The organism is Streptococcus sp. 68 (assembly GCF_013277415.1).
Lineage (GTDB): Bacteria > Bacillota > Bacilli > Lactobacillales > Streptococcaceae > Streptococcus.
The window spans coordinates 33,834-42,650 of sequence record NZ_VMMX01000012.1; the positions used below are offsets into that span (position 1 = coordinate 33,834).

The 8,817-nt window shown below is 38.0% G+C and carries 21 protein-coding genes; 17 read left to right on the forward strand and 4 right to left on the reverse strand.

Features of this window, described 5'->3' with window-relative positions:
• Window positions 1–132: 132 nt before the first annotated feature.
• The 3 genes from HT720_RS07595 to HT720_RS07605 are packed head-to-tail and all read right to left on the reverse strand — an operon-like array spanning window position 133 to window position 2,201.
• The gene (locus tag HT720_RS07595) at window positions 133–921 is read right to left on the reverse strand and encodes a DUF1828 domain-containing protein (RefSeq protein WP_173218409.1); all 789 of its coding nucleotides are present in this window, start codon (window positions 919–921) and stop codon (window positions 133–135) included.
• Window positions 914–1,378: a hypothetical protein gene (locus tag HT720_RS07600; protein WP_031233729.1), complete on the reverse strand. Its 465-nt coding sequence runs from the start codon at window positions 1,376–1,378 to the stop codon at window positions 914–916. Before HT720_RS07600 ends, HT720_RS07595 begins: the two co-directional genes overlap by 8 nt.
• A gap of 7 nt (window positions 1,379–1,385) precedes the next feature.
• Window positions 1,386–2,201, reverse strand: a complete 816-nt coding sequence (locus HT720_RS07605) for a S24 family peptidase (RefSeq protein WP_173275382.1) — start codon at window positions 2,199–2,201, stop codon at window positions 1,386–1,388.
• Window positions 2,202–2,364: 163 nt separating this feature from the next.
• On the opposite strand from HT720_RS07605, the gene HT720_RS07610 reads away from it, so the two are divergent.
• The 10 genes from HT720_RS07610 to HT720_RS07655 all read left to right on the forward strand — a co-directional run bounded on the left by HT720_RS07610 (window position 2,365) and on the right by HT720_RS07655 (window position 6,194).
• Window positions 2,365–2,640: a hypothetical protein gene (locus tag HT720_RS07610; RefSeq protein WP_173275385.1), complete on the forward strand. Its 276-nt coding sequence runs from the start codon at window positions 2,365–2,367 to the stop codon at window positions 2,638–2,640.
• 265 nt (window positions 2,641–2,905) lie between these two features.
• Window positions 2,906–3,064: a hypothetical protein gene (locus HT720_RS07615; RefSeq protein ID WP_173275388.1), complete on the forward strand. Its 159-nt coding sequence runs from the start codon at window positions 2,906–2,908 to the stop codon at window positions 3,062–3,064.
• 15 nt (window positions 3,065–3,079) lie between these two features.
• Window positions 3,080–3,289: a helix-turn-helix transcriptional regulator gene (locus HT720_RS07620; RefSeq protein WP_001166514.1), complete on the forward strand. Its 210-nt coding sequence runs from the start codon at window positions 3,080–3,082 to the stop codon at window positions 3,287–3,289.
• 116 nt (window positions 3,290–3,405) lie between these two features.
• Window positions 3,406–3,591, forward strand: coding sequence for a helix-turn-helix transcriptional regulator (locus tag HT720_RS07625; RefSeq protein ID WP_000274132.1), 186 nt, complete (start codon window positions 3,406–3,408; stop codon window positions 3,589–3,591).
• A 12-nt stretch (window positions 3,592–3,603) separates the two neighbouring features.
• A complete protein-coding gene (locus tag HT720_RS07630; RefSeq protein ID WP_173275391.1) occupies window positions 3,604–3,786 on the forward strand; it encodes a hypothetical protein in 183 nt (60 codons plus the stop codon).
• 282 nt (window positions 3,787–4,068) lie between these two features.
• Entirely contained in the window at window positions 4,069–4,266 is a 198-nt protein-coding gene (locus tag HT720_RS07635) for a helix-turn-helix transcriptional regulator (protein WP_173275394.1), read from the forward strand.
• Window positions 4,263–5,138 (forward strand): DUF3102 domain-containing protein, encoded by an 876-nt coding sequence (locus HT720_RS07640; RefSeq protein ID WP_173275396.1) that lies wholly within the window; start codon window positions 4,263–4,265, stop codon window positions 5,136–5,138. The genes HT720_RS07635 and HT720_RS07640 overlap by 4 nt, the downstream gene beginning before the upstream one ends.
• The gene (locus HT720_RS07645) at window positions 5,135–5,545 is read left to right on the forward strand and encodes an ORF6C domain-containing protein (RefSeq protein ID WP_173275399.1); all 411 of its coding nucleotides are present in this window, start codon (window positions 5,135–5,137) and stop codon (window positions 5,543–5,545) included. The genes HT720_RS07640 and HT720_RS07645 overlap by 4 nt, the downstream gene beginning before the upstream one ends.
• 33 nt (window positions 5,546–5,578) lie before the next feature.
• Window positions 5,579–5,794, forward strand: a complete 216-nt coding sequence (locus HT720_RS07650; protein WP_061438988.1) for a hypothetical protein — start codon at window positions 5,579–5,581, stop codon at window positions 5,792–5,794.
• A 136-nt stretch (window positions 5,795–5,930) separates the two neighbouring features.
• A complete protein-coding gene (locus HT720_RS07655) occupies window positions 5,931–6,194 on the forward strand; it encodes an HTH domain-containing protein (protein WP_173275403.1) in 264 nt (87 codons plus the stop codon).
• 273 nt (window positions 6,195–6,467) lie between these two features.
• Here the strand turns inward: HT720_RS07655 and HT720_RS07660 are convergent, their stop codons facing one another.
• Window positions 6,468–6,659, reverse strand: coding sequence for a hypothetical protein (locus tag HT720_RS07660; protein ID WP_125458557.1), 192 nt, complete (start codon window positions 6,657–6,659; stop codon window positions 6,468–6,470).
• A gap of 106 nt (window positions 6,660–6,765) precedes the next feature.
• Here HT720_RS07660 and HT720_RS07665 point away from each other — a divergent pair, with 106 nt between their 5' ends.
• The 7 genes from HT720_RS07665 to bet all read left to right on the forward strand — a co-directional run bounded on the left by HT720_RS07665 (window position 6,766) and on the right by bet (window position 8,816).
• Window positions 6,766–6,909 (forward strand): hypothetical protein, encoded by a 144-nt coding sequence (locus HT720_RS07665; protein WP_173275407.1) that lies wholly within the window; start codon window positions 6,766–6,768, stop codon window positions 6,907–6,909.
• A gap of 97 nt (window positions 6,910–7,006) precedes the next feature.
• Window positions 7,007–7,297 (forward strand): hypothetical protein, encoded by a 291-nt coding sequence (locus HT720_RS07670; RefSeq protein ID WP_020903598.1) that lies wholly within the window; start codon window positions 7,007–7,009, stop codon window positions 7,295–7,297.
• A gap of 10 nt (window positions 7,298–7,307) precedes the next feature.
• On the forward strand, window positions 7,308–7,634 hold the full coding sequence (locus HT720_RS07675; protein WP_173275410.1) for a hypothetical protein: 327 nt from the start codon (window positions 7,308–7,310) through the stop codon (window positions 7,632–7,634).
• Between the two features lie 16 nt (window positions 7,635–7,650).
• On the forward strand, window positions 7,651–7,794 hold the full coding sequence (locus tag HT720_RS07680; RefSeq protein ID WP_173212775.1) for a hypothetical protein: 144 nt from the start codon (window positions 7,651–7,653) through the stop codon (window positions 7,792–7,794).
• Window positions 7,781–7,903 carry a hypothetical protein gene (locus HT720_RS10375; protein WP_275690485.1) on the forward strand — a complete coding sequence of 41 codons (123 nt, stop codon included), beginning with the start codon at window positions 7,781–7,783 and terminating at the stop codon, window positions 7,901–7,903. The genes HT720_RS07680 and HT720_RS10375 overlap by 14 nt, the downstream gene beginning before the upstream one ends.
• A complete protein-coding gene (locus HT720_RS10280) occupies window positions 7,900–8,079 on the forward strand; it encodes a hypothetical protein (RefSeq protein WP_240149013.1) in 180 nt (59 codons plus the stop codon). The genes HT720_RS10375 and HT720_RS10280 overlap by 4 nt, the downstream gene beginning before the upstream one ends.
• Window positions 8,076–8,816: a phage recombination protein Bet gene (gene bet, locus HT720_RS07685; protein ID WP_173234082.1), complete on the forward strand. Its 741-nt coding sequence runs from the start codon at window positions 8,076–8,078 to the stop codon at window positions 8,814–8,816. The genes HT720_RS10280 and bet overlap by 4 nt, the downstream gene beginning before the upstream one ends.
• Window position 8,817: the final 1 nt, after the last annotated feature.

Genomic DNA, 8,817 nt, shown 5'->3' on the forward strand with positions numbered 1-8,817 from the left:
TCTAAAATCCAAACCTAAACTTTATGGAGCTAAACTCCTGATAGCTGTATTGTAATATAATTTTCAAAAAATATCAATTTTGCACAATAGACTTCTTGGATATGGGGGACTATTGCCGAGTGCGGGGATTTTTTATATCACATTTGATAATAAAAGAGAATTTTCTAAGATATCTTTATGAGATAACAATATTATTTTATCTTTGCTATTTTCGTTAAATACCGCTAGGGTTTCTGCCACTTTATCAAATCTATGGTGTATATCGTCGACTACAGCAATATATTCAACGTTATCTTTATGGTTCTGTAAAATACGTGTATCCATTGCGAGTAATTTAGCCCTGTTGAGATCATTTCCGTTTGAAATAGTCCTTACAAGTCTTTCTTTTTTGATTGTGGGAATTGCGAAGTCAAATTGCACAGTTATCCCCTCTTTACCTGAATAAGACGGCCTTCTTGTAAAAAGAACCTCTCTCTGTACTAAGGTGTTTTCTATTTCGTCATGGAAAACATTTTTAATTGTTGTATCTCGTAAGACTATCATATCATTCACCTGCATAATAGTTTGGAGCAACCGTTGCTTTGCAAGTGGGAATTTTTCGAGGCTGGTTGTGATAAACAACTCTCCATTTTCAGCTCTCGTACCTAAATTGTTTACGATTGTATTTAGTAAGTTATTTTTGTATGTTGAACGATTTGAGAAACTAACGCCGTGACTTTTTAAATTGTTAATGGTCCATCCGTCATCTGTGAGTGTGACCCTACCATCTGATAAAAACTCAGCATATAGGATGATATGATCAAAATCATTATCTAAAAACGGTGTTCTAATTTCTACTATATTTTTCTCTAGATCATTGAACTTATACTCTTTTAATAACCAATCAAAATATATATTTTTTAGTGTATTTGAGTTATTCATCATCAGCCTCCGTCTTGATATGTGTATATTTGATGAATTCAGAAAATACGTCCACAATGTGAGTTAAATTAGGGAAGTCAGAATCTTCAAGCGGGATAGCAACTCTATCCTTTTTATCGTAGTGATTGGAGTATATATGAATGTGATTCCCCTCTACAATTGAGTCATCAGGATTCACATGTCTATTAGATGGATTAATGTCTACCCTAACTAAATGATTATGGGAATTTTTAAATCTAATATGAATGCTGTAGCGCTCAGGATTCATCCTTCCTCTGTATATGTGAAGTATATATTGAATGTCATCATCATCAATAATAGCTTCGTCTATATCTATTTTACCAAATAAAGACGAGATTGTAGTATGGATTTCATTAAAAGAAAGTTCGTTTTTGGGGTACTTCAGTTTGTTAATTAATTCTTGTACCTGCTGATCATTTAAGTCGTTGTAATTCATTTTTTCCTTACTCCCCTCTATACACCCCGATAACTGCATAAATCTTGATGTGTGTGTCTTCGGCTGGTGGGAAGTCTAGGGTGATGTCTTCATACTTGTCATTGAGCGACACTAGGCGTAAGCGTCCATTTTCGGTATAGATCTTTTTGAAGTAAGAACGGTCTCCGTATGCGATAACTGCTAGGTCTCCGTTGTAGGTGGTCAGTCCTTTGTCTACTAAATAGAGAATGTCTCCGTCTTGGTAGTCAGGCTGCATGGAGTCTCCGCTGACCTTAGTCGCAATATCGTGATATGGTGGTTGCTCGTCAACCTCTATAGTCTCTCTGTCTGTATCGTCGTAGCCAAATCCGTAGTTAAATCCAGAAGCTGCTGCCGTCTCAGATACAACCTCAACTTGGTACAAGCTGAGAACTTCCGATACTTCGTTTATCTTCGTTTCTTCTTCGTTTTGCTCTGTGTAAATCTCGCCATTTGCTTTTTGTCTCTCCAGAAGCTCCTTAGAAGTCCGTAGGACGATTTTTTTATTATCTGGGGTTAATTGTACCACCTTGTCCGTTATCTGCTGTGTGAGCAAATCTGGGGACGCTGTGGGGGTGTCTGCTTTACGAATAGGTGGAAATAAATCGTCAATGGTTACGCTGAGAGCAGAGGATATTTTAAACAAAGTATTCTTTTTAGGAGTACGGAAACCTTTTTCATAGTTTGCTATAGTTGTATCCCCCATATCCACTAAAGTAGCTAATTCTTTTTGTGTTAATCCACGCTGCAACCGATATTCTTTTATTTTTGTACCAATGTATATAGCTAATTCTTTGTCAGTCATATATTTCTCCTGAGTGTTTTCTTAAGTAGATTATAACAAAATATTCACGGAAAGAAAAGTTTTTTTGTTTTTTCGCAAAAAAACTGTTGACACTTCACGAAAAGTGAGGTATAATATAATCAAGCTTAAGGAAATAACAAAAAACAAACCGGAGGGAAATAACATGAATACATTAAACGAGAAAGCAATCAACATCTTTAAAGCAGTAGCTAAGGAAACTTTAATCCAAGGCACTTACGAGGAAAACTTCCTCTACAGCCAACTTGAAGCATTCTGTACTAACTGCCGTCAATTCGCTTTTGGATGGACAGAGTTAGCAGAGGAGATTGAACGCCAAGAGCGTTACCTTCTCGATTCTGGTTTCACTCAAGATGAAATCGATGACATTCGTTTCGATGCAGCGTTCGCAGGAATGCTGGACAAAATGAATGTAGCCTGATTGGTATCACCAAGGTTCGAATCCTTGGCAGGTTGTTGCTCCAAGAGCAAAATAAAAAAGGAGGTGCAGCCAATGAGGCGACAGGAAAAAAGACCTAAAAAAAGAGAATTCGGCTTAAAAATCCAAATTCTCTGGTTCAAAATTGAGTTCCATTACTCAATAGAGTGGTAGGAACTTAAGGGGCTGACCTAAAGCCCCTCCCCTTTACGGGGCACTGTCATTATATCACATAGGCTGTATCTCCTGCAAGAAAAAGGAGAAAAATATGGATTGGAAAAAATTCTTGTTTGGTAACTTTGATTACGAAAAGACAAGTCAAGACAATCATGCAAAAACTTCCTTGGAAATTCGAGGTGGACTTATTCCGAGTATATTGTTCTGGTCTGGTATTATCGTACTAATTTTATATTTAATTTTCAGATAGGGAGGTGATTATGGTTTGCAAATTCTTTTATATAAACTGAGGAAGGAGAAAAATATTTCTCAGAAAGAAATGGCAGATGTTATCGGAAAAAGCGAGAATAGCTATCGCAACAAAGAATTAGGTAAACAAGATTTTAAACTGAGTGAAATGTTCAAAATCGCCCATTATTTCGGTAAAGAATTGGGCGATATATTCACACCTCAGACTTCACGAAAAGTGAAATAAAACACCTAAAATCAAAAAAGGTCAAACTTTTTCAAAATCGATAGAATAATTCTATCAAAACTGTTGACAAGTACCAACAGTTTTGAAAAGACCTATTAGTAGAAAGGAAAAAGTCGATGTACGGAGCGAAAATGAGGGAGCTGAGAACGGCTCAAAAGCTGGGTTTGCGTGAGCTTGCTAAGCGAACCTTGATAGACTACACGACCTTGTCACGGATCGAGAACGACCTGAAGGCAGTGACGCTGTCGCAGGCGGTGGTCATCGCCAAGGCGCTAGGGTGTAGGGTAGAAGATATGTTGTAGGAGGAAGGAAGCATGAAAATTGATGGAATTACAACGATAGACTCAGAAATTTTTTTCGGGGAGTGCTGTATTCAAGAAGTTCCTGAAGAAATAAAAAAGCTTTTCCCAGAACAGAATCTTATAAAAGTTTCTGAAAAAGGAAAAAGCTATATTTTAAACTCAGACTATATCGTATTACTTTTTACGAGTCTGTGAAAGCGCCGATCCAGCGATAGACTTTGTTCGAGCAGAAGAACGCCCGTCACGAAGAGCTTTGCTTGCCTTGGTGGCGACTTTAGTAGAGGTCTGCTTAGTATTTTTTACCATAAGCAATTCTCCTTTCTTAATTATTTGACTTGCGATTTTCATAAGGAGTTTGAAAGGTCTTATCAAATCGTTTTAGTCAGGATATATTATAACTCAAACATTTTTATTTGTCAACATATTGTATAAGAAAGGAACTGATGTGCTTGAAAAACACAACATATGGTATTTTTGATGTGGGGTAAAATTAAAAAACAATTAAAAATAAAAGGCTGGTCGATGTATCGTTTAGCTAAGGAATCGGATGTCCATCCATCCAATTTTTCTAATCTAAAGGCTGGAAGATTGAAAGAGATGTCATGGACGAACATGTGCAAAATCGCTGATGCACTGGAAGTCAGCTTGGATGAATTTAGAGAGGAGAGGGAATGAATGAAATATCTTTATCAAACAACCTCAATCAGATTGAACTAGAAATCAATCATCACAAACAAATTGCAGGGCAATCAATTTGGGAAATCGGCAGACGACTCAATCATGTTAAGGAACACGATTTGACTCATGGTCAGTTTATGGCGTGGCTGAAAAAAGTTGATTTGAATTGGTCGGAAGCAAATCGCATGATGAAGGTTGCTAAAGAATTACCAAATTACCCAACGTTGGGTAATTTGGGTAGTACAGCCCTTTATCTCATCGCAACACTTCCAGAAGAAGAGAAACAAGCTCAAATTAACAGGATTGAGCAAGGTGATAACCCAACAGTCAGAGAGTTGCAAGATTTGAAATTAAAATTTTCTGCAGCTAAAAGAAAAATAATGGAACTGCAAAAGGGGCAAGAACCAACTAAGGAAATCGTGAAAGAAGTTCCTGTTATGCCAGCAGACTACCAAGAAGCTCTCCAGAATCGTCAAAAACTAGAAGCGCGTGCCAAGTCTGCAGAGGAAAGGAATGCTTTTCTTGAAGCTCAATTAAAAGACCTCTACTCTCAACGTGCAGAAGTGGATGAAAAATCGAACAAGTACGATGAATTGACAAAAGCCATCCAGCTATCCAAAGGGCAGTTGGACGACTACCAGAAAAAAATCGCTTCCTACAAGAATATCCTTAGCCTTATCCAGAAAGGGAATGATTTTCTTGCCAATATGGGCGGTCTCATCTACGCAGATGAAGAAAAAGTCCTGCATACGGACGGTGTTGCTGGTCAGGAGTTCGATAGTTTCGTCAATCGAGGCATCCGATTCTTTACGGATTTACAAGCAATCAGAAATAAAGACAATCAAATCTTAGAGGGAGAAATCTTATGACGCATGAAGTAGTTGCAATTCAACCAAGCGAACTAACCCAAGAAGATATTTTAATTCAGGTTCTACAAACTCAAAAAGAATTAAAGCAAAATCAGGAAGTGTTAGCAGGGGATGTTGATTATTTAAAAAATGAGCAGCCTGTTAATCCGTCCATTTGTCTGGAACTTGAAAATTTACGAAGAGTGAAAGTTATCATGGCTCTTGGCGGTAAGGATAGTCAAGCTTATAAAGACCGTTCTTTTGCCAGCAAAGTCTTTCGTCAGGCTGCTAAAGACTTTAAAGAATTCTTTAGGATTCCACGGTATGACCTGCTGAAGAAAAAAGACGAAGAGAGGGCTTTTGATTACTGGAAATCATGGGAGCCATCACATAATACCAAGATGGAAATCAAGACCATAAATGGGTAAATGCTAAGCAATTTAGAGAAGGAGATAGTAAAGATGCAACCAGGTAAAGGGAGACCAGCAAAAAAGAGTAGCCGTGGAGTTCGCACGGTCGCAATCTCAGATGAACTATTTGAGGATTTATATGAGCTAGCTCAAGGAAGCGGAATACCAATCAGTCAAGCGGCGGATTATATCTTTAAAAACGGACTGAAAAACGTCCGCATAGAGACGGAAACAGTCACCAGAAAACGCTTGGTATTTGAGGATTAGGAAGGAGAAATCATGTTAGATTTTAAGAACTTGGAAGCTCAGCTCATCTTTCAAAAATCCAGTTAATGATTACACTTCTGTCAGCAATGATTTTCTCAAAGATTCGAACCTAGAGCCTGCTTCTATCGGTATCTTGATGGTCGTCCTCAGCAATAAAGAAAATTGGCTGGTCTATCCAGAAGAAATCGCAAAGCGCTTAGGAGTGAGTCGGGATATGGTAGATAGGCATTTCAAAAAGATAGAGAAGGCAGGTTATCTCAGAACTTTTAAAAAAAGTCTCGGCAGAGGGCGAGGAGTTCAGACTTTCAGATTCTTCTCAGATACAAAAATAACTGATTTTCAATTTGAGATGATGCAACAGAGTTTAGAGGAGGCTTTAGAAAAGTTATCCACAGATTAGCAGTTACATTTCCTTATTTTACAAATCTGTATTTTACAAATCTGTATTTTACAAATCAGTAAAATAAGGCACTAATAAGTATTAACTAACAACAAGTATTAAATAACAATAAATATTAAAAGACAACAAGTACTACTTCTCTAAATAAATAAAAGAGAGGGTAGAAAAAAATAAATTCAAAGGAGAAAGAAATGAGACCAAGACGATATCCGTATAGTGGGAAAAGAAAAAAGCCTATCAATTTTCAGATAGACTTAGAAAAATTCAAGCGTCTTAGCTATGAAGCCATTCATGATACTTCTCAAGTAACTCAATAGTAGTTATTGCAGAAGTTAAACTACTGACCATCCCAAGTTGCAATCCGTCGGTATGGTCAATCTGTTTAGTAGCTTCATTAGCTTTAGCAGCAATATCTTGCATATCTTCAGCTGTTAAAGATTCTCGAAAATCTTTAAAGGATTTCATAAAATCACCTCCTTTCTGCTTATATTATAGCAGAAATGGAGATTAGAGACAGAAAGGAGCAGTAGGAGGATATTTCATCGGTCTTGAGACTGATATAGGAGGTTGAATGGAAGATAAAATTATTGAACTTGCTGATTACTTCATCAGCGAAAACACAACGTACAGAGAAGCTAAAATAGCGTGTGAGAAGCTATTGAGACAAGTCAGCCATGAGATTGAACTCAGGGCAATGGAAAGCAAGACTTTTTAAACAAAAAAGCACCTGACGGTAATCAGGCGCATACTAAAATAATCAAAATCATTATATCACAAAAATGCTTGCCCGCATAGTTGAGAGGATGTAAAAAATGGAAGGTATAACGTTACAATTACGATTGGACGGCGAAAGTGCTGAATTGTTCACAAACCAATTACTGGCCTTTGCTGAAAAGCAAGTCAAGGAGCAGTTAGAGAATGATCGCATGCCAATCAATCAACAGGCTTTGATGAAGAAGTTTGGCTTCACTCATGGCTATATTAAGAAGTTAGAACGCAAAGGATTAAGATTTCGTAAGCAAGGGAAAGATATTATGTACGATGTCAATGATGTTTATGAGATTTTGGAATTAGAGAAAGAAGTACGAAAATTAAGAGCATAAGGAGATAAAAATGTTTGAACCACCGATTTTAGACCAGTTGATGGGTGTTGGAGCTCTGCTGATTGGATTTGCAGGGCTTTGCCGTCATATCAAATTGCAAGAGGAGCGTAAGGAAAAAGAAAGACGAGAAGAGCAAGAATTTGCGTCTATGATTATTCAAGGGTACAACCAAGCATACGAACGTGGTAGAGAGGCACAGCGTCAAGAAATCCGCAAGAATATCCGTCGGGAGTTCAAAGGCTTCACATTTGATAACGAACCGCCTGTAGGCTTGCGCCCTGAACCGTTAGCTTTGCCAGAACCACGAAGAGCACGCTATGCAAAGCATTTGGGATAGAGCAAAGGAGACGCTAATGACTAGAATTGAACTTGAAAACCGTGTGTGGCTTTTGGCCAATCATGAAGAAAAAAACGAATTACTGGATCTTGGGCTAACGTCCAAGGCCGGATATGTGAAACGAGTTCTGGAACTTGGAAAGGTGTATGCTCATGTTTGATTATGACAGAGATATGATTCAACCGCCTGAAGAACATGAAGAGCTTGACCCAAGCCAGTACATCTATGTTGGATGTGGGCAGTATCGATACGTGGGTGATGAAATATGATCCAGGAGCTACACGAAGAAATCGACAACTGGCGAGCTGAATATATGCATCTTGGCCGAGAGCTCGGAGAAATCATCAACGACCAACAGGATATTATTTTGAGATTACAAAACGAAAATAGACACTTAAAACGTGAAAATTGGAATTTGAAGAAGACGAAAGGAAGAAGAAAATGACAAACGAACTAACACAAACAAAAGGCGCATATCTAACAGACTTGCAAAAACTAGACGGAGCAACATTGCGAAATTTTGTTGACCCAAAACATCAAGCAAGCCCACAAGAATTACAAACTTTACTGGCTATCGTGAAAAATCGGAATTTAAACCCATTCACAAAAGAAGTTTACTTTATCAAGTACGGAAACAATCCTGCACAGATTGTTGTCTCAAAGGACGCTTTTATGAAGCGTGCGGAACAAAATCAAAATTATGACGGTTTTGAAAGTGGAATTATCTACGAAGATGCAAGTGGAGAGTTAAAAAATAAAAAAGGCGTCATCTTACCTAAAAATTGTACTCTAATCGGTGGTTGGTGTGAGGTTTATCGTAAAGATAGAACTAGACCAGTATATCGTGAAGTTGAGTTGTCAGCGTATAACACTGGGAAGAACTGGTGGCAAAAAGCGCCAGGGCAGATGATTGAGAAAGTTGCAATTGTTGCAGCAGTCCGTGATTCGTTCTCAGAAGATGTGGGAGGACTTTATACAAGTGAGGAAATGGAACAAGCAGCTCCTATCGATGTAACTCCTCAAGAATCTCAAGAAGAAGTGAGAACGAGGAAAATGGCTCAGATTGAAGAGATGAAGCGAGATCAGGAGAAACATCAAACATCAGCTTATCCAGAAGATGAAATTCCTGATTTTGAAGACGAACCACTACAAGGTGAACTCTTAGAGGAAATGGAGTACTAAC

Bases quoted from the DNA above. Each gene is read 5' to 3' on its own strand.
- HT720_RS07640 (WP_173275396.1), top strand. From the start codon at position 4,263: ATGAATGAAATATCTTTATCAAACAACCTCAATCAGATTGAACTAGAA.
- HT720_RS07655 (WP_173275403.1), top strand. From the start codon at position 5,931: ATGGTCGTCCTCAGCAATAAAGAAAATTGGCTGGTCTATCCAGAAGAA.
- HT720_RS07615 (WP_173275388.1), top strand. From the start codon at position 2,906: ATGGATTGGAAAAAATTCTTGTTTGGTAACTTTGATTACGAAAAGACA.
- HT720_RS07595 (WP_173218409.1), bottom strand. From the start codon at position 921: ATGAATAACTCAAATACACTAAAAAATATATATTTTGATTGGTTATTA.
- HT720_RS07645 (WP_173275399.1), top strand. From the start codon at position 5,135: ATGACGCATGAAGTAGTTGCAATTCAACCAAGCGAACTAACCCAAGAA.
- HT720_RS07630 (WP_173275391.1), top strand. From the start codon at position 3,604: ATGAAAATTGATGGAATTACAACGATAGACTCAGAAATTTTTTTCGGG.
- HT720_RS07610 (WP_173275385.1), top strand. From the start codon at position 2,365: ATGAATACATTAAACGAGAAAGCAATCAACATCTTTAAAGCAGTAGCT.
- bet (WP_173234082.1), top strand. From the start codon at position 8,076: ATGACAAACGAACTAACACAAACAAAAGGCGCATATCTAACAGACTTG.
- HT720_RS10280 (WP_240149013.1), top strand. From the start codon at position 7,900: ATGATCCAGGAGCTACACGAAGAAATCGACAACTGGCGAGCTGAATAT.
- HT720_RS07670 (WP_020903598.1), top strand. From the start codon at position 7,007: ATGGAAGGTATAACGTTACAATTACGATTGGACGGCGAAAGTGCTGAA.
- HT720_RS07675 (WP_173275410.1), top strand. From the start codon at position 7,308: ATGTTTGAACCACCGATTTTAGACCAGTTGATGGGTGTTGGAGCTCTG.
- HT720_RS07665 (WP_173275407.1), top strand. From the start codon at position 6,766: ATGGAAGATAAAATTATTGAACTTGCTGATTACTTCATCAGCGAAAAC.
- HT720_RS07600 (WP_031233729.1), bottom strand. From the start codon at position 1,378: ATGAATTACAACGACTTAAATGATCAGCAGGTACAAGAATTAATTAAC.
- HT720_RS07625 (WP_000274132.1), top strand. From the start codon at position 3,406: ATGTACGGAGCGAAAATGAGGGAGCTGAGAACGGCTCAAAAGCTGGGT.
- HT720_RS07635 (WP_173275394.1), top strand. From the start codon at position 4,069: ATGTGGGGTAAAATTAAAAAACAATTAAAAATAAAAGGCTGGTCGATG.
- HT720_RS07605 (WP_173275382.1), bottom strand. From the start codon at position 2,201: ATGACTGACAAAGAATTAGCTATATACATTGGTACAAAAATAAAAGAA.
- HT720_RS07680 (WP_173212775.1), top strand. From the start codon at position 7,651: ATGACTAGAATTGAACTTGAAAACCGTGTGTGGCTTTTGGCCAATCAT.
- HT720_RS07650 (WP_061438988.1), top strand. From the start codon at position 5,579: ATGCAACCAGGTAAAGGGAGACCAGCAAAAAAGAGTAGCCGTGGAGTT.
- HT720_RS10375 (WP_275690485.1), top strand. From the start codon at position 7,781: ATGCTCATGTTTGATTATGACAGAGATATGATTCAACCGCCTGAAGAA.
- HT720_RS07660 (WP_125458557.1), bottom strand. From the start codon at position 6,659: ATGAAATCCTTTAAAGATTTTCGAGAATCTTTAACAGCTGAAGATATG.